Raw genomic sequence first — 26146 nt, 5'->3', positions numbered from 1 at the left:
TTTGAGTATGGAAAGTATCGATACAGAAACCATGAATACTGATCTTTACCGGTATCCGTACGGTTATTTCCCTGCGCCAAGGGTAATTTTCATACCGACATCACTTCCACCTTGCTTTTTCCGCTCTGCTGCTTGCTCACCCTGATCTGTACCGGTATGCGTTCGGTCATTTCCTGCACGTGGGAAATCACACCGACTTTACGACCTTGGTTGTGCAACCGTTCCAACGCATCCATGGCGATATTGAGAGTGGCGGGATCGAGTGAGCCGAAGCCTTCGTCGATGAAAAGTGATTCCACTTTCATGCGGCTGGAGGAGAGGGAGGCCAGCCCCAGGGCTAATGCCAGCGAGACGAGGAATGATTCACCACCGGAAAGGGAATAGACCGTTCGCACCTCATCCCCCATGTCCCGATCTACCACCTGTAACCCCAATGAGTTGGGGATGCGCTGCAAGAGATAGCGTTTACTTAGAATTTCCAGATGCACATTGGCGTAACTCAACAACACATCCAATGTGTACTCCTGCGCTATCTGGCGGAATTTTTTGCCGTCTGACGATCCGATGATGTCGTTGAGTTTTGCCCAGTCTTCCCCTATGGCGGTCTGCTTCTCTATCTCTTGTAACAACGATCCTATACGTTGCTTGTTGAGGGTATCTTGCTTTATGGTAAAGTCGATTTCATTGGCCTCCTGTGAACTTTTCCTTAATAATTCACGCACATATTCCTGTGAAACTGATAGTTCATCCAATGTTTTCTCCGATGGACGTTCTTCCAGATGTTTTTTCAGCGCCTTGGTACGTTCTCCCAAAACTGACTCGGCCTGCATCACCGCGGCATCGATTTCCTGCAACTCCCACCTTTCGTTTTCTATCCACTCCCGGGTGAATTCCAAGAGGGGGAGCAGCTGTTCACGGCTAAGCACAGACGCTTGCCGGGAGGCATATGGTGGATGTTGTGACGAGGTATGTAATGGATGTTGTGGCGAGGCATATGGTGGATGTTGTGTTGAGGTATGTGATGGATCTTGTTGCGGGGTATGACAGGTATCGCCTTCCGATTGGGTTGGAACAGAGGTGTCCGGTACGGCATTGTATTGCCGGTTATAGTGAACAATCCAATCTTCGATTTGCTCGTCGACGGTTGTTTCCTGCCGGATCAATGTGGCGACATCCTTCTCCAACTGCCCATGCAGTGCTTCGAGGCGGGTAATTTCCGACAGTATCGCATCGACTTTCTTTTTCTGCTCTTCCAAAACCTGTTTTGCCACACGAGTCGTTTCTTTTAACTTAACCTCCATTTCTTCTGCCGGCACACCATTGAAGATTGCTTCCCGCTGGTCGGTCAACTCTTTATGCCGGGACTGTAAGTCGGCGAGATATTCACCTTTTTTCCGGGAATCCTCTTCCACATCCTTTAGCCGGCTTTCCCATTCTTTTATTTTTTCAACTGTCATCTTTTGTTGATGGAGTTGCTCTTCTAAACGGGTAGTGTTATTTTTCCAATTGCAGGCAAATTCACGGATTTGTTGCACGAAAGCATCGGGATTATGCTGCCAGTTCTTAAACCACTCTTCGGCACGAAAATAAATAGCCACTGCAGATTGCACACTCTCCAAGTTGTGGACAGCCTTCCGCTGCGCTGTAGTATTATTTTGTTGCTGTTCCAGTAGCGACTTCAGCGCCCTTTCGTTATCCTTTATCCGGTTCTCGCAATCGGTCAATTTTTTATCCAGTGCGGTAAGATCAGATTTGTATAATTCCAGCTGCTCTTTCTGTTTCCCGTAGGATTGTATTTGTTCCGATAATTGTTGTTGACGGCTTTTGTGTCGTTGCAACTGATCATGCAGCCATGTCGCCCTGTCGGCAAGCGGATATTTGCCACACTGACCGGAAATCCGAAATTCCGACCATTTTGATTCGAGATTCTTTATTGATTCGCTTTTATCGGCAAGTGTCATTTCCAATTCTCCAATCGACTTTTCCAATCCCTCACAGATTTGCCGGAGACGACTGTGAAGTGCCAGTTGTGCCGCATAAGCGGCTTCATGCTGCTTATAGGTGGCTTCTTGTTCCGAAAGGAGCAAATCTGCTAATGGATTCTTTTCCGCATAAGGATGCTCGGTGCTACCGCAGACCGGACAGGGTTTCTTGAATTCTAATTGCTCCCGCAGTCGTTCCACGCTTTCAGCCATCAGCAGCCTTGCTTTTTCAAGCGACTTCAACGCGGTATCCTTTTCTGCCAATTTTATCGGCAGGAGGTTTTCTGCCTCGGAAAGCAGTATTTTGTTTTGCTCTAATTCTTTTTTATTGTTTGATAACAAGCTGTTTGTATTTTCTTTCTCGATAATTGCCCGGTACAATATTTTCCAATGGGCTTCTGCCGCCACCATCTCCTCGATATGGCTGTCCAACGAGATTTTTTCATTTTCCAGCTCCTGAATAGGTACAGCCGATAGGGTAGTGTGCAGCTGCTGAAATTCACTCTGTTGCTGTAGTTGGGAGGTCCGAAGACTGTTTCTCTTATCTTCAAGAATTTGTTTTTCCTGTTCCAGTTGCAGGCATTTTTTTTCTGCTTCCTTTATGCTTGTGGTATAGTCATGCAAGCTTTTCAGGATTTCTTCCGCATCAGTCAGTTTGGATAAGATTAGACTCTCCTGCTCGGCTATTGGCTGTCGGAATTCATTTTCATTTTTCCAGCGGCTTAACCCATCGATTTCTTTTTCCAGATCCGTCAAATTCTTTTTTGCTGATGACAACTGCTCTTTTTGACCGATTATTTTCTCGGAGATGGCGGAGAAGTCGTCGTACGCCCGTTTTACCTGTGCCGCCTTTTCGGTAAGCTGCACGTCTAGCGCCCTTGCTCTGTTTAACAACGGTTGCGCCTCTTCTTCTTTCCGGGCTGCGGTCTCCAGGGTGGCAACGGCCTGGTCAAACGCCTTGTCGGCAGCCTTTTTCTCCTCTCTCTGTATCATCAGTTTCGAAGAGTTATCATTGATGGCTGATTGCTTGGCATCGATTTGCTCGCGGATATGTAACAGGTTATTCACTATTTCTTTCACAGGCCGGACACGGATAATCTGTTGTAAAAGCTGTTCCCGGTGCCGCGATTCTGTTTTAATAGAGATTGCTTGTGCGTGTTGGGAGGCAGCTGTCTGCACGCCTTCCTCCAGTTTCGCCCATTGCTCATGCCAGTTAATCTCCTTGTTGAGCGCCTCTCTTATTTTCTCGTTGTTCTTGATGAGAATGGTCAACTCCTCTTTTCTTGCCTGTAGTTCGGCCAATTCTTCATGGGTAAGGGTGTCTATCCCTTCACGTTGCAGATTTAGTTCCCTGAGTTTTTGCTGTTGCTCTTTGTAATGCTCATAGACTTTTTTGGATATCTCGGAATAGATATGGGTGCCGGTCAGCTTTTCCAGTAAGGATGATTTCTCATCTTTTCCGGCTTTCAGGAAAGCGGTGAAATCGCCTTGCGCCAACAGGACAGAGCGGGTGAACTGCTCAAAAGTCAATCCGACCAACCGTTCAATTTCTACCAGCAGTTCGGTTTTTCTGCCCGGCACCTCCTGCCGGGTCGTGATATTTTTCAGGGATATCTCATAAGCCTGCAAATTTCCATCGACCTTGTTACGCGCTCTTCTCACGCTCCACCTGGCACGGTAAGAATGTCCGTCGACACCCTCGAAATCGACTTCTGCAAAACCATCGGATGTGCCATCCCTCAGGATCCCACGTACATCATCCTGCTTGATGGTGCTTCCCCGCACATCCAGGACATCCACTCTATTGTCCGCCAGCTTGTAGCGCGGTGTTTCGGCATACAAGGCAAGGCACAAAGCATCGAGGATGGTGGATTTGCCTGCTCCCGTGGGACCTGTTATTGCGAAAATACCTGCGGAAGAGAGCGGTTCCCGGGTAAAATCAATTTCAGTCATGCCATCCAAAGAGGCCAGGTTTTTCATCCGAATAACTTGTATCTTCATTGTTATGCCTCCAATTCATTTACTTCCTGTTCGACTTGTTGAAAAAGCTTTTGCAATGCTGCGGGGATAGGATTGTCATACTTGGCTTGATATACTTTGTGCAGCACTTCAATCGGTTTTAGCCGGTTGAGTTGTTCCGGATCAACAGGGGCAGCATTATCGGGGTTCGCAGCAGCAGATTTATAACGCACATCAATCTTGGCCAATCTGAAATTTTTACCGGCCAGCGCAGTTTCTATCTTGTGCCTCAAACCCGGTTCCGGCCCTTCCAATAATACTCTTGCTTCCAAGTAAGGCGCGGTATGTGGGTCTCCTTCAAAAGTTTTTAATTGCGATAATGATATGAGTACTTCGGTGAGTGAACTATGGACTGATGGAACCCTCATCAAGGGTACTGATACCGGAATTTCAAGAGCTTTCAGGCTATCGATCGCATCATCTGCCATATCGAAAACGATGACCTGATGCTTGTAATTCGTTTCAGAAAAAGACATCGGCAACGGACTGCCACTATAGCGGACATGTTCTTTACCCCCGATACGCTGGGCTTTATGAATATGTCCCAATGCCACATACCGGAGTTTCTCGCTGAATGCCGTCGCGGAAATACATTCCACTCCTCCCATAATCAATCTCTCCATCTTGTCTATATCGCCCACCTCCGCTTGTTGCGCATGCAGGTGTCCCATGGCAATAATGGCTTGCCCGGGCTCTTTGATTGATGCTGCATATTCACAGGCTTCCTTATAAAATGCACTGACTCCATCCGCATAAGGGTTCGCACTGTCCGTGATGGAAGGATAATCTCCCAAGCGCAGGAACGGTGCTGCAATACACCATGCTTCGGTATGGCCCTCTTTATTCTTTAGGGGAATGCAGATTTTACCATAGTCCACCATCCCGACATCATCCTTTTCCACGATACCTACGATATGAATATTGGACGATTCCAGAAGGGGTTTAGGCGATTCCAATCGCGATGCCGAGTCGTGATTGCCCGCGGTAACGATAATCTGTAAATGGGGATTCTGTTTTGCAGACTGATTAAGGAAGGTATAAAACATTTTTATGGATGCCGCCGAAGGATTGGACGAGTCGAACACATCTCCACTGACCAGCAGCACATCCACTTGTTCTTCAGAAAGGGTATCGAGTAACCAGTTAAAAAATTGGCGGTGCTCATAAGTGCGGTCATACTCGTGGAAGAGTTGCCCTATATGCCAGTCAGCCGTATGTAAAATCCGTATCATATCAACCTATGCTCCTGTTTTTCTTTCAAAAATAGTAAGAAAAATTGAAAATCAAATGATTGTAAAAAAAGAAAGCCCCAACTTACGCTGAGACTTTTGAGTGAACCGTGCCGGATTCGAACCGGCGACCTCTGCCCTGTCAAGGCAGCGCTCTAAACCAGCTGAGCTAACAGTTCGAGCCGCAAAAATACGGAAAAATATGATACGATCACTATAATTCGGAGAGAAAAAGAGTCTTACAAATTAACGGCCCTAAGAGTATGCCTTTGTCAATCTTACCTCCAGAAATCAAAAAAATGATGGACGGGACCATGCCCCTTCCCAATTTCATATTCGGAACCGATTAAAATAGCGCGATCTATATAATCCTTGGCTTTGCGTACTGCATCATTGAGCGGCAAGTCATGGGCCAGAAAGGAGGTGATGGCGGATGATAACGTACAACCCGTTCCATGTGTATTCTTTGTGGCAATACGTTTGGAACTCAGTTCTATTATTTCATCGGTTTCGGCATTATAAAATACATCGGTCAACTCATCTCCTGACAGATGTCCGGCTTTTAACAGGACCGACACGGAACGGCCGAAAGAAAGGTCTTTGACGAGCAACGGTAAATCCTTTTGCGATTTGATCTTTTTTCCGAGCAGTATTTCCGCTTCGGGAATGTTGGGGGTGATAATGCGTACATGGGGGATCAATTTTTCCTGCAATGTGCTGATGGCTTCATCCTGCAATAACTTATCGCCGGAGGTAGCCACCATCACCGGATCCAGTACAATATTCTTAATGTCATATTGGGCCAGGGTCTCTTGTACCGACCGGATAAGCTCGGACGAGTGGAGCATCCCGATTTTAATTGCATCCGCGCCTATGTCATCCAGCACGGAGCGGATTTGCCCTGTCACAAAAGGTACAGGAACAGGGTGCACACCGGTTACACCTACCGTATTTTCATCTACCACAGCTACAATTACTGTCGCACCATAGCACCCACAGGCGGAAAATGTTTTCAGGTCGGCTTGTATCCCTGCGCCTCCGCTCGGATCGCTTCCCGCAATCGACAAGGTTCTTCTATACTGTTTCTTCATTTGTTTCTTCTTTTAAAATGAGAGTTTATCAGCTATCTTATTTTTCCATGCCGGTGACTATATCATATAGTTCCGATGCTGCCTGTCGTGGATCTGATGCCGACATGATGGCCGATACAACCGAAATACCGTCCGCACCGGCTTGTATGATTTCCAGGGCATTGCTGTTGTTGATTCCTCCGATACCGACACCGGGATGTTTTGAAACCAGCGAAATCTCATGTACACCTGCCAAGCCTAACTCCTGGGCCGTATCTGTCTTGGTAGGGGTGTCAAAAACCGGAGATATGCCGATATAATCCACGTCCAGCTTGTTGGCATCCAGCGCATCCTGTTTGTTTTCGACGGAAAGACCGATAATCTTATCTTTCCCCAGTATTTTCCGTGCCACTTCATAGGGAAGATCGCTTTGGCCGATATGCAACCCTTCCGCATCGCAGGCAAGGGCGATATCCAGCCGGTCGTTGATGATAAGTGGAATATTGTAGGGTTTCAGACACTTTTTGAGGGCCATCGCCTGTAGGTAGAATTCTTTTGAAGAACACTCCTTCTCTCGGAGTTGTACCATGATAACGCCTCCTTTCACCGCCTCTTCCACCACATATTCCAATGGCCTGCCCAAGGATAATGAACGGTCGGTGACCAGATACAGGCTCAAGTCGAAGTGCTTCATAACCGGATATTTTTCCTTATGTTTCTTTCGTCGATATTGAAAAGGATATCCAGAAAATTGAGTTGCAGGCTACCATTCCCTTTCGAGCTTGCGGCCGCGATTTCTCCTGTGATACCCATGATGAACATGGCGTTGGTGGCTGCTTCGAGGAAGTTGGGGTTGATGGCGGTAAAAGCACCTACCAGGGCCGATGCCGTACACCCCATGCCCGTCACTCTTGTCATCATCTTGTTTCCGTTCTTTACGGTCTCGACAGTGTTTCCGTCGGTGATATAATCCGTTTCGCCGCTGATTACCACGATGGCACCGGCTTTATCTGCCAGAGCTTTGGCTGAATTCAATGCTGCCTCGGAACTGTTGGTGCTGTCAACACCTTTGGTTTGGGCATTAGCATTCGACAGGGCTATTATTTCCGAAGCATTGCCACGGATGACCGAGGGTTTGCATTCTTCAATTATCCGGGTACATACTTTCGACCGGTAGGAAGTGGCTCCTGCACCCACGGGGTCGAGAACAACCGGAATCTGTTTTTCCAGGGCTGCCTTACCCGCAATCAACATGCCTTTCACCCATTCGGCGTCAAGCGTACCAATATTGATCACCAGCGAAGAGGCTATGCCGGCCATTTCGGCAACTTCATCCGTTGCATGGGCCATTACCGGAGATGCGCCTATCGCCAGCAGTGCATTGGCCGTATTGTTCATCACCACATAATTGGTGATATTATGTACCAGCGGTGATTTTTCCCTTACCCGGTTCAGGTCCCGGATCAGATTATCAATGTTCGTCATTTTAATTTATCCTTTAAATCCGCAAATAGCTACATAATCCCCGCTATCATTATCCGGGAAATAAAAAAGCCGTCTCATATTTGTATGAAACGGCAGTGATGAATATATATAAAATTATAATCTTCTAAATTTCCGTTTCCCTACGATGTCAATTACAACATATCAGGTTCGAGGGTTTGATCTCAGCCTTTTTCGAAGGCACCCCTAACAGAGATGCTACAAAGATATACATAAATGATGAATAAATCCGGAATCTTTCAATAAAAACATGTATCGGTGGACCGGTCAAAGCTGTGTATAATCTCAACACGATTCGATGATAGCTGAAAAACCGATTTATTTTTGTATCTTTGCATCCATTATCAATTAAGTTAGTATTGTATCTTTCTTCTCAAGGTTTTGCTCCGCCATTCTAGGCGGATCTTCCCATCGCCGAAATCGACATCAAAATCAACTTATTTGTATAAGATATCAATCAGTTACAGGAATGCGGAATATCGTTTATCATAGCATATCCTGTTTAATAGCAGAACATGACATTTAAAGAATTATCAATTATTGAGCCGGTATTGAGGGCTCTGAACGAAAAAGGACATACAACTCCCACACCAATACAACAACAGGCTATTGCCCCGGCACTCGACAACCGTGATATTTTAGGACTGGCACAGACCGGCACAGGAAAAACCGCAGCATTCGTACTTCCCATCATACAGCAATTGTATTTGAACAAAACCCATGACAGGAGAAGAGAGATAAAGGCGTTGATTTTAACACCTACGCGTGAACTGGCTATCCAGATCAACGAATGCCTGAGTGATTATATCCGGTATACGGGACTTCGCCACTGTGTAATTTATGGAGGTGTGAAACAGAATGCCCAGGTGAATGAACTGAACAGGGGAGTGGATATATTAGTGGCCACTCCGGGACGATTACTCGATTTGATGAACCAGAAGATTATCAGTCTGCGTGCCATCCGTCATTTTGTACTGGATGAAGCCGACCGGATGCTGGATATGGGTTTTATCCACGATATCAAACGGTTGCTGCCGCAGTTGCCCCGGGTGAAGCAGACGCTTTTCTTTTCAGCTACCATGCCATCGTCCATAGCCGACCTCTCACGGTCGATCCTGCATAAGCCGGTCAGGGTAGAAGTGGCACCGGTATCATCAGTGGTAGACACCATAGAGCAGTATATCTACTTCGTGGAAAAGCCGGAAAAGAAGAATTTGCTGATCGATTTGCTGAAAAAAGATAAAAGGAAATCGGTATTGATATTCTCCCGTACCAAACATGGAGCGGATAAGATCGCACGGATACTTAGTAAATCCGGAATAAACAGTGCCGCCATTCATGGAAATAAGTCGCAGAATGCCCGGCAAAAGGCGTTGGCGGATTTTAAATCCCATAAAATACAAACCCTCATTGCAACGGACATTGCAGCCAGGGGAATAGACATTAATAATCTGGAGCTGGTCATTAATTACGATCTTCCGGATGTGGCAGAAACCTATGTGCATCGTATTGGTCGCACGGGTAGGGCAGGGAATACCGGCACGGCTTTTACGTTCTGTGCCGATGAAGAAAGGGATATGTTAAAGGATATCCAGAAATTGACAGGTAAAACGCTTGTGGTGGCAAGCTAAATAACAATTATTCAATCAATTAAAAAAAATAAAGACATTTTAAGTGTAAATATGGCTAAATCAGTTTCGTATAACAAAAGAGAAATAGAAAAGAAAAAACAGGAAAAACGATTAGAAAAACAGAAGCGTAAAGAAGAGCGTAAGGCCAATCCCGGCTCCGGCTCATTGGACGATATGATCGCTTACGTGGATGAAAACGGGGTGATTACCGATACTCCGCCCGATCCGATAAAAAAAGAGGAAATCGACATTGAGGATATAGTGGTATCTACTCCCAAGAAAGAGGATGTGGGAGAGCCCGAACCCTACAAGGGACGAGTGGAATATTTCGATCGCAATAAAGGGTATGGATTCATTAAAAACAGTGCCAATATGGACAAATATTTTTTCCATATCAGCGCTGCACCGGCTTCAATCGATGAAGGTGATAAGGTTACATTCGACCTGGAACGCGGCAAAAAAGGCATGAATGCAGTGAATATCGTGATTACGGATTAAAGGATCGGTGGACTTGCCCTACCGATCCGCAGCCAGGGTTGAGACCAGCTCAAACTCCTCAAAGGTCATATTGAGATCTTTGCGGTTAATCGGTGCTTTCCCCATCTCTTTCCTTAGTTTATGTTTGTCGATATGCGATTGTGAATGCTCTTTGCTGGCATGCCATTTTTCCTGGGAATCCTTGTCTTTCCAGTAAATAAGCACTTTGATAATATCAAAATCATCCGCTTCCTTATTGACCATTATATCCCGGCGAATAAAACCGTCTGCTCCGGTAGACCTCGAAGGAAGCGACAAATCCTCTATGACAGCGTCCGAAAGATCTTTCGCCACCTTCATATTGCGTGAAACTATATACATAACTGTGATTTCTAATTGTTAAAAATTATACTATTTATTGCGGATAAGGAGAGAGTCCAATAACTCTTTTAAATTATACCAGCAGGTATTTTCATTATTGATTGTCCGGACCAGAATATCCTGTTCATTCATAGGGACCCCCAGGACCCTGAATATGTCAAAAACTTCCCGTTCCGCCACATTCATACAATATAGCCTCCTCTCATGCTCTGCATGTTTCCTGCAATTGTCGCAGGCGCTATTTAAATAACTGACCATCACTGTAATTTTTATTTGACCTGACTTCTACATATACATCTCTCTGGAGAACTCTCATTTAAAACATAAAATTACTCTCTTGCGATCTATTACGCAATACCCTAAAATAATGATTTTTCTACACTAAATTAATCTGTTTTGGGTATAAGGGGTAATTCTTTCACTTTAAACATCTATCAGGAAACTTATGTTCGGGGTTCGTGTCCTGGTGGGACAGTGAATAATCACCGGAGATTACACTGCAGGGGTTACACTGCCTTTCCCACAGTATTTTCCCGATGTTCCAATCCCCATTCCACCATTACATCCAACACTTTGGTGAGAGATTGGCCCGATCGTGTCAATTCATATTCAACAGTAACCGGCACACTGTCGTACACCGTTCTTGTCACAATACCGTTCATCTCCAGATCCCTCAACTCTTTGGACAACATCCGCGGAGTAATCTTCGGGATGTTCCTTTCCAGTTCCTTGAAGCGTTTTTTACCGAAAAGCAATGCCCCGATGATGGGTAACTTCCATTTTCCACTGACAACATTCATCGTGTCATTGATGGCCAGTACATAACTGCCCGCACATTGTTTTGCTTTATTCAGTTCAATCGAAGGACTCATATCTATCTGGTTTTATTGAAACTATACTAAAGTATACCGGTATACTTTGGTATAGTAGTTACTATTCTATAGCAAATATAGCTAAATTTGCATCATCAAAGTGATTTTATCAATAGAAATTACAGCAATATCAAATAAAAAAATATGTCATTAATAAACAACTTGAACTGGCGATATGCCACAAAGAAAATGAACGGACAGGCCGTTCAGCAGGAAAAACTGGATTACATCCTCGAAGCAGCAAGGCTGGCGCCATCCTCATCCGGATTACAACCCTATAAGGTCTTTGTCATCAGTGACAGAAAGGTACTTGAAAAGATAAAAGAAGCGGCTTTCAACCAAAGCCAGATCACCGACTGTTCCCATCTGATCGTCTGGGCTGCCTGGGACAGTTATTCGCCCGAAAAGATCGGGAACGTAATGGAAAAGACATCGAGGGAACGCGGATTACCGGAGGATTCGATGGGTGAATATGGCCGATCGCTTTGGGCAAATTATCAAACCCTCGGCGAAGAATGGCATAGAAACCATACCGCCAAACAAGCCTATATATCCTTCGGATTAGCGATTGCCGCAGCGGCAGAGCAGCAAGTCGATGCTACCCCCATGGAAGGATTCGACGCTGCCAAATTGGATGAAATCCTTGGTCTTGAAGCATTGGGGCTTAAGAGTGTCGTTATCCTACCCATCGGCTACAGGGATGACCAACACGATTGGCTCGTAAACCTCAAAAAGGTACGTACACCCAAAGAAGAATTTGTCACGGTCATTGACTGATCCAATAGCACAACAACTTTAATACGGCTCCGGACTCATTGAGATTCGGAGCTGTTTGTTTAGAAGCATCATATACTTTTACCTTTCTCATCTACTTGGACATTGGAAGAAAACAGCAACGGAAAAGCCATTTTCGATTTTTCCCTGGTAACGGCGTTTAGGGTAGTGGAAAATGTGTCGAAAAGATATTTCGAGGAAGGTTTTGGAGTCGATATTGCCCAAGAAAAAGAAGAAACTACCCCGAAAAAAGAAGAGAAAAGCCAAAGAAAAACTGTTGAAACATCCAAGAAACATCCAAGAAAAAATTTTACAGGCAATAAAGAATAAACCATCAATAACTCGAAAAGAACTAGAAATTCAATTGGGATATTCTCATGGAAGTATTAAATATCACATTCAGGTAATGTCCAATGCCGGTGTTATAAAACACGAAGGATCAACTAAATCCGGAAAATGGATTATTCTATGAAAGCCTCTCATTCTTGGCTATGTTGATCGCCATTTTGCGTTATTTATACTCTCATTATTAAAATAATATAGACATGATATCAGCACCTTTACTCGACAACCTTATTGAAAGGGCACAAATGCATCCTGATCTACTGGTCCAGACCGACAAGGAGCATTTATTGAAAATAATCGATCATCTGCAATGTGTCGCTATTTGTGGCGATGACGAGTATCGTGAACTTTGGTTTACAGTGGAACGAGGTTCTATCGAAGAATTTGGAGATTACGATGATTATCTGGAAAATGAGATGGTGGAAAACCGGGAGGACTTCGAAGAACTGTGGAAGGCATATTATCCCGATCCGGTCAAATGGTATCTTTTCTCTGTAAGTCGTTATAACGAAGAATATTTCATTGGCATTGACAATAAATTCACGCTGCATATAAAAAAAGAATCGCCTGATATCCAGGAGTCCATTCATGGTCAATTGATTTCATTGATCGATTAAGTGGTGGCTCAATCCATTGACCGGTTAAAAAAAGATCCGGCCGGATATAATCGGTACATCGAACGAAATCTTCCTTTTTCAAAGCGGACAGGTCGTATCCTTAGGCAACAATATTGGGATATCGATCCGGAAGAAAAAGAGTGGACATTGAAAGGATTGACCTCGGCTGATATAGATATTCTTAAAACGATTGTTGAATTATCGGAAACAGAAGAGAAGACTATATTTGACGGAGAAATGACTTCCGGTATTTTCTTCGGGTGCTGTAAATTGGGATATGATGCCAATGACTATCCGTATGATAAGGAATTAAAGCCGGTTGCCCTGTATCGTAGATTTGCGGATGGAAGAGATTTTGGGCTTACCCAACTGGATCCCGATTCTCCTGAAGCATTTGAAGAATGGTTTGACAAACGGGAGTGGCAATTCGGCCATCCATGGGAAGTGTGCCGGGGTGGTAACTCCACCCATATTTCGTTGTATGTAGACAAACAGGCAAATGGGTGGAGGCTCTCCCTTGCCGGAAAAAGCCGGGGGCGGGTTGCCGAGACAGTCCGGTTTGCCATAGCGTTGTATAAGCATAATATTCCTTTCAAACTATGGGATGCCAAAGAAATTCTGGCAATGGTATCCGGCACTGATTACATAGGAATCGTACCCGAAAAAGTCATTCCGGTTTATTGTCATTCCTATTTTCCGAAGGAAGACCGAATTATCGATTTTATGAATTTACCTGTTGAGACCAGGGATAAGGTTATAAAAACTGCTCACTGGTATCCTCTGGATGAGGTCAAGCTGGCTGGCAAATAACTGTAGGTAAAATTACGATTTACAAATTATGCGCCGATCTGATTTTTTAAAGAATATGGAGTGCACTGATAAGATACGCTCCATCAAAGCCCCTTCACAGGAAATATCCTGTATGGAGATGTATGCACCCTTATTGGAAGAGTTGTTCACTCTGACTTCGGAAGATTGGGAACTAGACGAAACAACGAACAATATTGAAGATGTGGTGGAAATAGCCACATCTCTGTACGGACAAGAACGATATGGTGAAGCGCTTAGCTTGCTTACACAGATGATTGTCACCCTCAATAATCATTTCGAACGGGATGAATGGTACTCAATGTTTGACGATTTTAACAGTATGGATCATAGCGAGTCTCTTATTGACACGATGGATTTATTTGAAGAGTTGCTTCAGAACAAAACGTCCCCCCAATCGCTTACAGACCCTATATTACAAACACTCAGGATGGTTTCCGAAGATAATGTCCTGGCAAATTACTCAAGTTGGGATATCAGTCCCCTGTTAAATCTGCAAGATAAAACTAAAGATAACGGCATTCACCCCGATAGCAATATCCTGAAATGATAAGGCTTGTCCCATTTGTCGGTAATGTAAAAATCAGCCCCTTGTTCGAGTGGACTGTAAATGATTGTGTGATGGTTCGTACATTATAATTTTAGCATATCTTTTTTGTTATTTCAAAGCGTAACCCAAGCGCATCGATAATCCGGTAAAACGTTCCTGAGCCGGGTTCTATATCCCCATTCTCAATTTTTGAGATATAGGATTTGTTCACCCCTATACGGCTTGCCAGTTCCGACTGGGTAACTTTTTCACTTTTACGTGCGTTGTATATTATCTGCCCCATGTAATAGGCGTATGCTTCGCGACGGAAATCTTCACGCTCCTGCGTGCCGGCTTTTCCGAATTTGGCATCAAGTACCGCATCGTAATCAACAATTTGGTGATTATTGATATGTTTTTTTGTCTGCATAATATTCATTTTTAATTTTAATTGCTTTCTCGATTTCACTTTTTGGCGTTTTACGAGTTTTCTTTTGAAAACCATTAAATAAAACAACGATCTGTCCGTCATCGAAAATAAAAATACGCGATATATGTTTCCGTTGTATTCGGTTCTTAATTCATATAATCCATCCTTTATAAAGGATACAAACTTCGCAGATATCCTATCTCTGTTTTCAACAAATCAAGACCGTATTGGATTTTACGCTGTTCCTTGTCGGTAAGCGTATCCATAAAGGATTCAAAATAACCACCGTATGTCCTTATTTTTCTTTCCATGCTGTAAAGATATATATTAAGTTCCATTATCATGCAACTTTTTGCTGTTTTTTTGTATCACACTTTTGAGAATCAGGTTAACTCTAATAGATTATGGCGCAAGGTAAGAGGTGCAAAATATTTTCTCAAAAAAATAATCGTTCATTAATTGTTCGTATTGTTTGTTATTTTGTAATTTTTGGCTCAATTCGATCAAACTCGGCTCACGTGCCTCAAAATAATTTGGTTCAAATTCGAATCATGTATTTCAAAACATCAAGTAAAGGTATTATTCTCTGGGAATGGTTCAAGAGCAGATAGTCGCGAGAGTGAAGAAGGTAGAGATCATATCAGGCAGTCTCTCTTATCAGAGACTTGCTGGGGGCAACATGCCGGAATGGCAGGATACAGATATTTCGGCATCAATATGGTCAAGCAGATACTATATACCTACATGGGAATCGGGTAGGGAGCCAAGAGGATATTTATAGTGTTTGTAATCCGATATCTTTCAAATAATTATATGTACCATCGTAATACTCTTTTTTACGAGTATGATCTTCCTCATTCCCTTCAGGAATGACAATCACCATTCCTTGCCTTGCACGAGTAAGTAAAACCCGATATTATGTCTGTCTAAGCATGAAATCAGGAATTGCGACTCTGAATAATCAAAATCTGGAATACCTTTTTTCTATTTCATAGATTTTATCATCTGCAAGAGAAGAAGATACGCAGATAATAGTATCTCATTGTTGTGATACAGACCCTTTGTCTGGTGTACCTGTTCCTCATGTTAAATAAGATTGCACAATAATTGCACAAATAGCACAAATTTCTTATCATCCGTATGACAGTAATAGACGAGTTCTCCAATTTTGCTCATTCCAGATGAAGAAAGTTCTAGAGTTTATACTGCTGTTTTTTTGATAGTAGGGTATTTTGGCAATCACGTCTATGAACCATTCCCTGGAGTTGACACCCTGTTCCTCGCAGGATCTCGGTAACGAACAGATGACGGTGGATATCCCGATGATATCCAGTCAGTGATTCTGCGTACACCCGGCCAATTTTCAGACTGCTTGTTTTGTATGTTGACCTGACAAATTCACAAAAACTTATAGGTATAAACAATAAAGGAGCCAATTATTTTACTGTAATATAGATGATTAGTCGATTGTTTACTGTTGACTGTGCTTTTTTGTACTTTTGCATAGTAAGATTATTGAAAACTGAATGGATATCTGGGATAAGGAAAAGCGGTCACAGGTAATGTCAAAGATTCGGTCGAAGAATACCAAACCCAAAATGATATTACGGAAAGCTCTTTTTGCAAGGGGATTCCGGTATCGTGTGAACGATAAGAGGCTTCCCGGAACTCCTGATATCGTTTTACCCAAATACAGGACCGTCGTTTTTGTGCATGGATGTTTCTGGCACGGTCACGAAGGTTGCAAGTATGCAAGTACTCCTAAAACGAATACTGAATTTTGGGTGGAAAAGATTACCACGAACAGGGAAAGGGATAAAATTCATACCACGCAGCTTATTGCGCTGGGGTGGAATGTACTGACTGTTTGGGAGTGCGATATCCGTCACAATTATAAGCACGACCTTCCAAGGCTGATTGATACTATTGAAGCAGAAATCCTGCGGGGCAAATCCGGGAAAATTTCCATGAAAATCTATGAAGAACGGGAAAATAAGGTCATATTGGTTGCCGAAGATATTGTTGAATATAACCAGAACCTGTCAGATACGAAGGCCGGAAATCACTGATGTAACTCGATGATTTTAGATTTTAGCACTTCCGATAAAGTGGCCGAAAACGGTTTGGCTGAATTTCGGTGCGTCTTGAGCAGTGGTAATCTCCTCAAATCGATTTTTATATTGTCGAGATCTTCAGAAGCGTTCTTTTCTATTTCAAAAACGATATACAACTCACCTTTGGGTTCGGGGTATCCGCTTCTCAGCAAATCATTTCTTGAAAAGATTTTAGCTCCTTTGGAGGTGAGTTTGAAAATCCTGTCTGTTTCCAGTTCACCTTTTCCGTGTAGAATCAGGTATTTTGCATTAATGTGCATTTCAGATAGGGGAAGCGACCCTCTGTCGGTACCGGTACGGAAGTTATAAAGATGGTGCTTCAATATCCATTGTAGATGTTCCTCGTTCTTATAGAATCCGACCAGTACAGCTATTTCATCTGCAAAGGCTTTCTCTTTGTCTACATATTCGGGGATACGTTCGTGTATGACGTTATAATCATCTTTTGGCTCCTTGAAGATATGATAGGTCCCGTCCGATAACTTTTCACGCTGGGAAGTCCTGTCGAGCAAGTGGTCAATCACAAGGTCGATGAAATTTGACAATTCCTTTATGTCGGTATTATCAGGAGAGGGATTCACCGAAAAGGCCCCTAATCCAGGTATGATTTCGTGAAATCCTCTGAAGGTTTCATCGGTTGCTCCCGGATATAAGATATAGGCTCCTCCCGAACGGCGGATGGCATCTTTATAGGCATGCATCTTGAGGAGATCCACATTCTTGTAGGTGCCTTTGCGTTCGTCGATCTCTGTCCGGTCAAGTTCCATCTCCAATTCCGCGCCTTCCAGGTCCGGTTGAACCGTCCGGTAGAAATTGTCGATCTTGTATTTCGCGTCGAAATGGATGTGGACAATCGACTCGTTACGTTCCGCCTCTTTCTCGGAAAAGATTTTCGGCCAGATACTCAATGTGTAGTCAGGCCTGAGGGGAGCCGTCCAGCTTCCGCTTCGCTTGTCCTGATAATTCACTCCACCTTTGAAGGTCCTGTTATAGGAAAATTTGATGCTTAAATCCCGGTTTCTTTTTGTATAGGTTCCTTGCAATGCTGTCTGTTTTCCCGATTTCAGCATCACGTTCAGGCCGTCATTCGTCGGTTCTATCAGATGTCTGTAGGCCTTGCCGTCAAATGATACCGAATCGATCCCGAACTTCTCCTTCACCAGATCATACAGGGTGAAGAACAGCCAGTATTCATACAATGTGGCGATATCCTTTTTGCCTGCCTTGTAGACATCATCTCCACCTTTCCATACGAGCCTGGAAGCAAAATCGAATTGCAGCCAGCGATTCAGTATTTCCCTGTATCCGCTTCTTTTCTGCAGCACCGGACTGTTGAGTTTAAGCGAAGTCGGCGGATTGATATTCTTGAAGAAAGGATGCTTCAGGTGAACCTCCAGCTTGTGGATAAGATATGCCGCTTCTTCGGTCGGTCCGGTCATCTTGAATTTCTCGAAAACCGCCAGGCATTCTTCGCAAAACCGTTTGAATGTTTCCAGTACATGCTTGATAAATCTGTTTTCGGCCGTATTGATATTCTCTATTTTCCGGAAGTTACCTATCCTCGTCGGAATTGAACCGATCCCGTAGTTTCTCATTGAATGGTCCGGCGGCAAATCCATGCGGTTTGTGCCCGAGATAATCTGACGAAGCAGATGATTGTTGATACGTCCGATTTTTCGGATATCGGTCGATTCGGATTCCTCTTCCCAGTTTGTTTTGGGATTACTGATGATTCTTTCGACGGATTCGGTGAAGATGGGATTGTGGATGATGGACCGGACGAAGCAAAAACGCTGATATACCGTTCCCCTGTCACGATCAAAATCGATCTCGAAAGTTTGATAGACAGGGGTGTTAATCTGCATCAACAATTCGGAACACTTGTCAGTGATACTTTCCAGCATGAAACGGTAATTCTGCCTGTAACTTTTATCGATCTCCTTGTTGAATTTCGTGGCCAGCACCTTCAGGTTCAATTTGTCAATAAACTTGCCGTTCTCGCTATCCACTATCTCCAGGGTCAATGTACCTACGTAGATATTCGGGACAATCCTTCCGGAAGAAGGATGTTTTTTGGACGGAATAACGATACCCGGAATATTTGCTTTGAGTTGACAGGTACTTTTGCTGAAACTGTATTCTGTGCTTTTTATTACTTTTGCATAGTAAGATTATTGAAAACTGAATGGATATCTGGGATAAGGAAAATCCCATCTTATGCCTTTTATTACACTTGCAAAGATCGTCTTGTTTAAAAATTTTTGGTGACCAAATAAGCTATATCATCTCTATCAAACCAAATCTCAAAGTATTTAGATAAATTATCCCAATCATAAAAACGATAGAATCTTTTAGTCCTGAAAGAGTCAAAGTCATTCCTGAAGTTATATCCTTCACTTTTAAAAAGAGATTTTATTTCGTTTAATGGCGTTTCTGTCTTGATTTCAGAGAACTTGTTAATATACTGAATGCAGGTATTAGGTTCCAAAAAGGATTTTGTTGTCGCATTTATTTAATAATTTAAAAATCAGCATTTTATAAAAATCAATTCATTATTTAGGCATGGATACCATCGATAGAATTTGGTGGCTCTTTCCCTATCTCTGTCAGTCCTAAAGTTATCCCCTTTTTCTCCAAAATAAGTAGCAACGACCTCATAATTTGAATCCTAAACAATCCTATCGAAAATTTTCTCAAACTCTTTTGACTTGTAGTCAAAATAATATTCATTCTCGTTCTCTTTCGTACATCCAATTATTACAATATAAACAATGATGAATATAAATTTTGATTTCATAGTTCTACTTTGTTTTTCTACTGTTTGAAGGATTTTAAATTTTCAACTATCTCTTCAATGGTATGGATAGATGTATTCAGAGCATATTTGTCAGCTAAAGATGGACTAAATTCCAAAACTTCATTTTTAGTTATTTTATGCCAAATGGGAAGAATAACTTTATGACCATTCATTTCTCTTGCTACCATTCCGTTTAATTCATATTCCGTCCAATTTTTTTTGACAAAAGAAGGAGAGATTATAACTATTCCGTAATTTGAATTAGATAAACCTCGGTCTATATTTTTCCTAAGGCTATCCCCAATTTTTAACTCAAATTCGTCATACCACACTTTGAATCCATTCTTGATCAATGCTTCAGCTAATTCTCGGACAATATCGTTCTTGTCTTCTGATGCGTGGGATATGAAGAAATCATATCTGGGTGTTCTTCCTTCCAGATCATCAGACTCAGTTACCTGATTTAATGAAGAATGGCTTTGGACCGCTAATATATTTAATTGCGATTTTTGAAGTTCAATATCTCGCTGCAATTTCTTCTGGAATTTTAGTTGATCCTCTTCTATTTTCTTTCGTTCTGTTTGTTGAGCTTTGAGTAGTTCTTGCCTTTTTCGTCCCAATTCGGAATTTTTTGTCACTATATTTTTCTGATAATCAGCAATTTTTGTTTTACAGGCTAATATTTCTTTACGGTACCCATCTATCTGTCTTTGCTTAGAGGTAAGCATTGAAATAGATGTATTCTTTGTTATACTTCTACTTACAGAGTCTATTTGTTTGTTTTTACTTAATTCCTTTTTAAATTCGTCTGCAACTTTTTTATTAAGGTCTGCTATTTCTTTTTCTATCCGAGTAATTTGGTTTTGGTAATACGATGAATTCATATTATATATTTGTGATAATAATCTTACAAAGATAACATTATTATCGTTTTCGTCATGAAAGTTTTGAGCAGGTTTTATCTATCTTTTTTGAACTGTCAAGGAATACTTGATTGTTGCTTTCCTTTATTCTCCACTATATATAGCTTTTCATGACATTATTTTGTATTTTTGGATCAGTAACCAATTTTGGTGGAAGCTATGGATATCTGGGATAAAAAGAAACGTTCAGAAGTAATGTCTAAAATCCGGTCAAAAAACACAAAACCGGAAGTTATTCTGCGGAAAGCCCTGTTCGCAGAAGGTTACCGTTACCGCATTAATTACAAGAAGCTCCCCGGGAAACCAGATATAGTACTACCGGTGTACAGGACGGCCATCTTCGTGCATGGTTGCTTCTGGCATGGGCATGAAGATTGTAAGATAGCACATATTCCAAAAACTAATTCGGGGTTCTGGAATGAAAAATTAGCCCGGAATAAGGAAAGGGACCGGTTGAATAATCAAGAAATTAAGCTCCTTGGATGGAAAGTTGTCACAATTTGGGAATGTGAAATTACCAAGAAAACAATCCCGACCATTATTAATATGCTTACTAAAATATTTAATGAAGAGTCTGTCGATCCTTCACCCATGCAAATCAAAGTCTATGAAGAAGTTTCCGGTGACATGGTGATGGTCGCAGAAGACATAATACCGTATAAAAAGAAAGGGAAAACCTGATATTTTATTTAAAGTGAACATGTTTTATCTTTTACATTGAAAAGCAATTATTTAGGTAAATATCCCTATTATGTTGATAAATTAGGTTAGAAAATAGCTTGTAATATAAAAAAAGTCCGTAAATTTGTCCGTGTACGTAAAAATGTCCGCAGCTATGGCAACAATAAATTTTTATTTAGACAAACCGGATAAAAAAGGGTTGGCCCCAATCCATTTGAGGATCAATTGTACTGGCAACCAGATAAAATTGACCACCGGACAAAAGGTAGATCCCAAGCAATTCGACAAGAAAAAGCAAAGGGCTATAGGTACTTCAATCGAAGCATTGGAAATAAACCATTATTTGTCGTTCTTGCAGGACAGGGCCGATGAATTACTCCATAATTCAAATAAAAAGACCTTTTCCCACGAAGAAGTAAAAAACTTGCTGAACCAACATATCGAGAGTTATAAGGAAAGTAATTCTGTAAACCTTATCAAGGAGCAGCTTTCTTTATATGGCAGGCCTGTTACCTTCATCGACTTGTTTGCAGGGGCGGGCGGGTTCAGTGAAGGATTCTTGCAAGCGGAGGTCAATGATAAATTTTTCGATTTTATCGCAGCCAGTGATATCAATGAGAATTGTGAGCTCACCCATATAGTAAGGTATAACCACCAGCTCGGGTTGGACACTGAATTCTTACGTCAGGATATCACAGAGCTTGATTTTCTGGAAAACTTGTTAAGTAAAATAGGGGATAGGAAAATAGACGTTATTTGCGGAGGGCCACCATGCCAGAGTTTTAGTTTGGCCGGGAAAAGGAAGAAATTCGATAAGAAAGACGACCTGTTTTCCCACTACCTTGAAGTGATAAAACTTTTACAGCCCAAATATTTTGTCATGGAGAATGTAAAAGGGATATTGACCAAAGAAAATGGGAAAATTAAAGACCTTATTATCCAAGAAATAAATTCTATTGTCGACCCGAAGGAAATCCCCTTATTGGTCTCCTTTATTAAGAAAATAATGCCGGAGGATAATACGTTTATTTTCGAGGTTATTATTAAGCGGATCGAATTGGAAAAGCTTAGGGAAGGGCATAAAGAGGCTGGGCAAGAAAGTTATATACGGTTTGTAGATAATAAGTTCAAGTTATTAACCCCGAAGATTGTAGATTATAAGACCAGTAAGACCGATCCTCGTATCAACACCATCAGGCATGGTTTTAATATATTGGCGCGGGCGAAGGAATGGAACAAGCTAAAGCGTGATATTATCAAGGAAAAAGATTTTTGCAATATCGACGGTGACTCCTTCGTGGATTCTTTCACTACTTTCTTGACCCAGATTAGTACGGAAAGTGTTATTCACCAGATCGAAGAAGCTTTTAAAGATTTAAGGGTACCTACTAAATATAAGGAAGAATGTGCGGATATCATTAAAGCATTGAAAATATATACAGCCACTTTCGATGAAACCGTTGAAATACTCAATAACTTGTGCAATAGTGAAGGGAAGAAGGAACTGGCAACAATCTTGGGGAATATCCGGCTTTACAAGATAGACCGGCCCTATGTGGTGAATGCATCTGATTATGGCGTGCCACAAAATAGGGAGAGGGTCTTGTTCATCGGGTGCCGTAACGACCAGAAACCTATCCTTAAAATTCCTCCTTCCGTATCTAAAAAAGAGAAAGTCACTATCTTTGAAGCTTTGCACGATTTAGATTTTATTGGGAATAACCAGGAAGCCCACCATTATGAACTTGTCGATATATCGGCTCAATTCAATGGGAGTGCCGAAAAGTATAAATCCCTTATAAAGCAACGGGCTATTGATGGTAAAACGGATACTAAAGCGGGTAAGACTTTTGCGGAATGGTCAAAGGAAGGGCGGTTACCCAGGAGGTATTCTACCCAGTTAAAACCTTTCTATGTCAGGAATTTTGAAGGATTGAAGAATGGTGAAAAATATTTCGACATCTTGAATAACCATAAAACAAGTGCACAGAATCAGGATGTAGTGAACCGCCTTAAGATTATATTAAGGAACGGGGACTATAAGAAAGCCCAAGGTGAGTTAGGGGCCTGCGGCCTTATTTCCAACAAAAGGAATTATAATGTTTTGAAGCCGGATGAACAAAGTTCAACAATAATGACTATTCCCGATGATTATATACACTACAATTCCCCGAGGGCACTGACCGTACGGGAAATGGCCCGGCTTCAATCTTTTGACGATTCCTTTGTATTTCAGGGGAAACGTTCAACAGGGGGCAATAACCGGAAATCAGAAGTACCACAATATACGCTTGTCGGGAATGCAGTCCCCCCGCTTCTCGCGAGGGCTATAGCAGTTGAAATATTAAAACATATCAAATGAGGAGCCTCACCGTTCAAGAGCAAAACAAGATCAAGGTATTGACAAAGAATCAAGTCTCTTTGAGCTTGATCGAGCCAACAGTCACAGGGTTAAAAAAGTCGATAATGGATGCAACAGGATCCGTTAGGAGTTTCCTGAAAACCAATAATGTTCACGATTACGGTTGTCAGGGACAAGGGCCTGAAAATAAGGTGATGATCCCCGCATTAATTTATGAAGAATTTAAAACTATCAACTCTCATGCATCATTATATAGGCCACAGACAAAGAATGGCGACCCAAGGATATGGTTCTCCGGGCTAACAAAAATCGCTAATCCCAATGATATCGTAGCTATCATTTATTATGAGGGGCAATTCCATGTATTCAACCTTACCCGGCTCGATGTCGGAGCATTACTGGACTCTAGTATCCTCAATCCGCTTAAGGAGCTAATATCAGGGATAAATGGTAAAGCAAATGCAGTTTCCCGCGAACTTTTAGCTTTACTGATGGATCTAGCCCATGCTGGACCTATTCCCTCTATGGTTGCTGCTGATACCTCTGTAGGGAGGACTTTGGAAACAGCCTTGGGAATCGATATTAATTCTTCCAAAAAGCCAGATTATAAGGGGATTGAGTTGAAATCATACCGGAGTCATAGGGGCAACCGGAAAAACCTATTCGCCCAAGTACCCGATTGGGAGCTAAGTAAATTTAAGAGTTCCGCAGAAATCCTTGATAACTTCGGCTACAGGAGGGGCGATGATTTCAAACTTTATTGCACAGTGTCTGCAACCACCAAAAATTCACAAGGATTGTCTTTGAATTTGGATCAAGATATTAAGCAGTTGATCGAGAATTCCGATAAACCGGAAGTGGGTGATTTTGTCGTTTGGCCTTTGGAAACCCTTCATAACAGGTTGCTCGAAAAGCACAAGGAAACATTCTGGGTTGAAGCGGATAGCAGCTATATCGATGGAAAAGAATACTTTCAATATACCCTTGTTGAGCATACAAAAGGTCCGATTGTTTCCCAATTTGATTTGCTCGTCGACCAAGGGATAATTACCTTGGACCATCTAATAAAGAGGAATCAACAAGGACGGGTTGTAGAAAAGGGGCCATTGTTTAAAATTAAACCCAAAGGAATAGACCTCCTCTTTCCTCCAAGTGAGCAATATAGTTTAATATAACACTTATCGCACAATTCATTGTAAATCAATTAAATGTAATAATTTGCAAATATAAATGGAAGACATTAACAAGACTTTTACAATTCAATGGGGGGGCCTTTTAAAAATACTGAAGAAATTAAAGAGTATGAAAACGACGAAAATACTGCAGACAAAAGTTTATTCAACTTTTATTTTTTCAGTGGTCATAAATATAGGCAGCATAAAAACAAGATCTTTAGATACTTTGGTATTCACAAAAAGAATGATAGCATAACCAGAAGGCTAAATGATAGGCACCAACGTTTATTAGACTTTGATGATGATAAAGATTTAAATCTATGGATTGGGGCATTTAGCTGTTCAAAAAATCAGACCGAGCGTAATATCGAAGACGTTGAAACACTGATTATCTCAACCTATTCGACTGAATGGTTTACCGAAAATATCAGGAAAACCCAATATGCTCCATTACAGTCCATATGTATAATAAATCGCTGGTATGATAAAGATGAGGTGGAATGGATTTATCGTAAAAAAGATATGGCCTTCATGGATGATGTTATTGTCTATGAAAAAGAATATAAGAAGGTTCTTACATCATAATAGTTCGTTATTTTTTCAAAGTGTAGTTATGCGGCAATAGCGGCAAACTCAATAAGTTCTTTGACAAGTTTATCATTTAATCTTCTGTTCGGCCTGATGCCTGACACGCAAATAAATCGCTCGAGCAGGTAGGCATTGTGTATCATCGCCTTACACGATTGCATCGAAAATGGGACTCCCCTTTCCCTTGCCACCACCTTTGCAAGGTTGACCGAGGTAAGGGAAGCGTTAAAGTTGAAGGAGAGCTTTGCCACATCCCTCGCCTGCGATTGCATAAGCCCGGTGAATCCCTTGGCATCGCGGAAGCAAAACTCGATCTGGAAACGGGTGCGGTAATATTCGATGACATCCTTGCCGCTCATGGCGGTATTGGTGGAGAAGAACAGTTTTGGGGCTTTCCCTTCCCTGTCATACCAGATGGCAAGCCTCACCTTCCGCCCGAGTGATTTTGACCAGGCGATCAGGGTATATAGCTCCCCGTTGTCGATTTCGATTTTCTCGACCCTGGACTTGTCCAGATTTGCCATGTCAATCCTGCCGTCGTAGAGTTTGGGTCTTCCCCTCTTGCCGGTAGGTTTTTGCAGGGTGGGATAAAGAAGGACGGCGTCACTCCTGAAACGGCTCACCAGTGCAAAACCCATATTGTGCAAGCCCTCCACGAAGGTGCTCTTGGAGAAGTACGCGTCGGCAACTACGTGGCGGCTTGCCCGCAGGAGTTGCTCCTTCTTCGAGCCCAATACCTGCAGATACCAGTCAATCAGGTTTGAATCCCGGCTTTCCAATGTCTGGCTGTCCGGTGTCTGGACCGCCTGAAGGCTGATG

The 26146-nt window shown here is 42.3% G+C and carries 25 protein-coding genes, 1 tRNA gene, 1 pseudogene and 1 riboswitch; of the genes and pseudogenes, 13 read left to right on the top strand and 14 right to left on the bottom strand.

Annotation, left to right across the window (positions count from 1 at the left end; all coding sequences use genetic code 11):
* Positions 1-89: 89 nt before the first annotated feature.
* From ABV001_RS07515 to thiM, 6 genes are all read right to left on the bottom strand, one after another.
* Positions 90-3983: an AAA family ATPase gene (locus tag ABV001_RS07515; RefSeq protein ID WP_352422216.1), complete on the bottom strand. Its 3894-nt coding sequence runs from the start codon at positions 3981-3983 to the stop codon at positions 90-92.
* 2 nt (positions 3984-3985) lie between these two features.
* Positions 3986-5233: an exonuclease SbcCD subunit D gene (locus tag ABV001_RS07510; RefSeq protein ID WP_352422215.1), complete on the bottom strand. Its 1248-nt coding sequence runs from the start codon at positions 5231-5233 to the stop codon at positions 3986-3988.
* 101 nt (positions 5234-5334) lie between these two features.
* Positions 5335-5409: transfer RNA gene (locus tag ABV001_RS07505), tRNA-Val, on the bottom strand.
* Between the two features lie 99 nt (positions 5410-5508).
* The gene (thiD, locus tag ABV001_RS07500; RefSeq protein WP_352422214.1) at positions 5509-6321 is read right to left on the bottom strand and encodes a bifunctional hydroxymethylpyrimidine kinase/phosphomethylpyrimidine kinase; all 813 of its coding nucleotides are present in this window, start codon (positions 6319-6321) and stop codon (positions 5509-5511) included.
* Between the two features lie 37 nt (positions 6322-6358).
* Positions 6359-6994, bottom strand: a complete 636-nt coding sequence (gene thiE, locus ABV001_RS07495; RefSeq protein WP_352422213.1) for a thiamine phosphate synthase — start codon at positions 6992-6994, stop codon at positions 6359-6361.
* Positions 6991-7785, bottom strand: a complete 795-nt coding sequence (gene thiM / locus ABV001_RS07490; protein WP_352422212.1) for a hydroxyethylthiazole kinase — start codon at positions 7783-7785, stop codon at positions 6991-6993. Before thiM ends, thiE begins: the two co-directional genes overlap by 4 nt.
* A 120-nt stretch (positions 7786-7905) precedes the next feature.
* Positions 7906-8001: riboswitch (TPP riboswitch) on the bottom strand.
* 317 nt (positions 8002-8318) lie between these two features.
* Between thiM and ABV001_RS07485 the strand changes: the two genes are divergently transcribed.
* Complete coding sequence (locus ABV001_RS07485) at positions 8319-9434, top strand: DEAD/DEAH box helicase (protein ID WP_294080727.1); 1116 nt, start codon at positions 8319-8321, stop codon at positions 9432-9434.
* 51 nt (positions 9435-9485) lie between these two features.
* A complete protein-coding gene (locus ABV001_RS07480) occupies positions 9486-9932 on the top strand; it encodes a cold-shock protein (RefSeq protein WP_294080725.1) in 447 nt (148 codons plus the stop codon).
* Between the two features lie 18 nt (positions 9933-9950).
* Here the strand turns inward: ABV001_RS07480 and ABV001_RS07475 are convergent, their stop codons facing one another.
* The 3 genes from ABV001_RS07475 to ABV001_RS07465 all read right to left on the bottom strand — a co-directional run bounded on the left by ABV001_RS07475 (position 9951) and on the right by ABV001_RS07465 (position 11164).
* Positions 9951-10292, bottom strand: coding sequence for an antibiotic biosynthesis monooxygenase family protein (locus tag ABV001_RS07475; protein WP_352422211.1), 342 nt, complete (start codon positions 10290-10292; stop codon positions 9951-9953).
* A gap of 30 nt (positions 10293-10322) precedes the next feature.
* Positions 10323-10550, bottom strand: coding sequence for a hypothetical protein (locus ABV001_RS07470; protein WP_294080722.1), 228 nt, complete (start codon positions 10548-10550; stop codon positions 10323-10325).
* 248 nt (positions 10551-10798) lie between these two features.
* The gene (locus ABV001_RS07465) at positions 10799-11164 is read right to left on the bottom strand and encodes a winged helix-turn-helix transcriptional regulator (RefSeq protein ID WP_294082463.1); all 366 of its coding nucleotides are present in this window, start codon (positions 11162-11164) and stop codon (positions 10799-10801) included.
* A 144-nt stretch (positions 11165-11308) separates the two neighbouring features.
* Between ABV001_RS07465 and ABV001_RS07460 the strand changes: the two genes are divergently transcribed.
* The 6 genes from ABV001_RS07460 to ABV001_RS07435 all read left to right on the top strand — a co-directional run bounded on the left by ABV001_RS07460 (position 11309) and on the right by ABV001_RS07435 (position 14278).
* Positions 11309-11941 (top strand): NAD(P)H-dependent oxidoreductase, encoded by a 633-nt coding sequence (locus tag ABV001_RS07460; protein ID WP_352422210.1) that lies wholly within the window; start codon positions 11309-11311, stop codon positions 11939-11941.
* A gap of 102 nt (positions 11942-12043) precedes the next feature.
* The gene (locus ABV001_RS07455; RefSeq protein ID WP_352422242.1) at positions 12044-12268 is read left to right on the top strand and encodes a hypothetical protein; all 225 of its coding nucleotides are present in this window, start codon (positions 12044-12046) and stop codon (positions 12266-12268) included.
* The gene (locus tag ABV001_RS07450) at positions 12216-12410 is read left to right on the top strand and encodes a winged helix-turn-helix domain-containing protein (protein ID WP_352422241.1); all 195 of its coding nucleotides are present in this window, start codon (positions 12216-12218) and stop codon (positions 12408-12410) included. Before ABV001_RS07455 ends, ABV001_RS07450 begins: the two co-directional genes overlap by 53 nt.
* A gap of 73 nt (positions 12411-12483) precedes the next feature.
* Positions 12484-12900: a hypothetical protein gene (locus ABV001_RS07445; protein WP_352422209.1), complete on the top strand. Its 417-nt coding sequence runs from the start codon at positions 12484-12486 to the stop codon at positions 12898-12900.
* Between the two features lie 3 nt (positions 12901-12903).
* Positions 12904-13710: a hypothetical protein gene (locus tag ABV001_RS07440; RefSeq protein WP_352422208.1), complete on the top strand. Its 807-nt coding sequence runs from the start codon at positions 12904-12906 to the stop codon at positions 13708-13710.
* A gap of 55 nt (positions 13711-13765) precedes the next feature.
* Entirely contained in the window at positions 13766-14278 is a 513-nt protein-coding gene (locus ABV001_RS07435; RefSeq protein ID WP_352422207.1) for a hypothetical protein, read from the top strand.
* A 91-nt stretch (positions 14279-14369) separates the two neighbouring features.
* Here the strand turns inward: ABV001_RS07435 and ABV001_RS07430 are convergent, their stop codons facing one another.
* Positions 14370-14687 (bottom strand): helix-turn-helix domain-containing protein, encoded by a 318-nt coding sequence (locus ABV001_RS07430; protein ID WP_352422206.1) that lies wholly within the window; start codon positions 14685-14687, stop codon positions 14370-14372.
* Positions 14662-14998 (bottom strand): annotated as a pseudogene (locus ABV001_RS07425) (type II toxin-antitoxin system RelE/ParE family toxin). The gene ABV001_RS07430 and the pseudogene ABV001_RS07425 overlap by 26 nt, the downstream one beginning before the upstream one ends.
* Before the next feature lie 1215 nt (positions 14999-16213).
* On the opposite strand from ABV001_RS07425, the gene ABV001_RS07420 reads away from it, so the two are divergent.
* Positions 16214-16756, top strand: a complete 543-nt coding sequence (locus ABV001_RS07420) for a very short patch repair endonuclease (protein WP_352422205.1) — start codon at positions 16214-16216, stop codon at positions 16754-16756.
* Here the strand turns inward: ABV001_RS07420 and ABV001_RS07415 are convergent.
* Together ABV001_RS07415 and ABV001_RS07410 are read right to left on the bottom strand one after the other, a co-directional pair.
* Entirely contained in the window at positions 16750-18852 is a 2103-nt protein-coding gene (locus tag ABV001_RS07415) for a DUF2357 domain-containing protein (RefSeq protein ID WP_352422240.1), read from the bottom strand. The genes ABV001_RS07420 and ABV001_RS07415 overlap by 7 nt on opposite strands.
* A gap of 763 nt (positions 18853-19615) precedes the next feature.
* Complete coding sequence (locus ABV001_RS07410; RefSeq protein ID WP_352422204.1) at positions 19616-20482, bottom strand: TIR domain-containing protein; 867 nt, start codon at positions 20480-20482, stop codon at positions 19616-19618.
* A gap of 198 nt (positions 20483-20680) precedes the next feature.
* On the opposite strand from ABV001_RS07410, the gene ABV001_RS07405 reads away from it, so the two are divergent.
* From ABV001_RS07405 to ABV001_RS07390, 4 genes are all read left to right on the top strand, one after another.
* On the top strand, positions 20681-21202 hold the full coding sequence (locus ABV001_RS07405) for a very short patch repair endonuclease (protein WP_352422239.1): 522 nt from the start codon (positions 20681-20683) through the stop codon (positions 21200-21202).
* A gap of 154 nt (positions 21203-21356) precedes the next feature.
* Positions 21357-23564: a DNA cytosine methyltransferase gene (locus tag ABV001_RS07400; RefSeq protein ID WP_352422203.1), complete on the top strand. Its 2208-nt coding sequence runs from the start codon at positions 21357-21359 to the stop codon at positions 23562-23564.
* A gap of 104 nt (positions 23565-23668) precedes the next feature.
* Positions 23669-24739, top strand: coding sequence for an MvaI/BcnI restriction endonuclease family protein (locus ABV001_RS07395; protein ID WP_352422202.1), 1071 nt, complete (start codon positions 23669-23671; stop codon positions 24737-24739).
* An 87-nt stretch (positions 24740-24826) separates the two neighbouring features.
* Positions 24827-25324, top strand: coding sequence for a hypothetical protein (locus ABV001_RS07390; RefSeq protein ID WP_352422201.1), 498 nt, complete (start codon positions 24827-24829; stop codon positions 25322-25324).
* Positions 25325-25350: 26 nt separating this feature from the next.
* Here the strand turns inward: ABV001_RS07390 and ABV001_RS07385 are convergent.
* Positions 25351-26146, bottom strand: a 796-nt coding sequence (locus ABV001_RS07385) for a transposase (RefSeq protein WP_352422200.1), incomplete at its 5' end; no start/stop codon positions are given.

The organism is Proteiniphilum sp., from assembly GCF_040307845.1.
In the GTDB taxonomy this organism is placed as follows: domain Bacteria; phylum Bacteroidota; class Bacteroidia; order Bacteroidales; family Dysgonomonadaceae; genus Proteiniphilum.
This window is presented reverse-complemented; position numbering and strand designations above follow the sequence as displayed.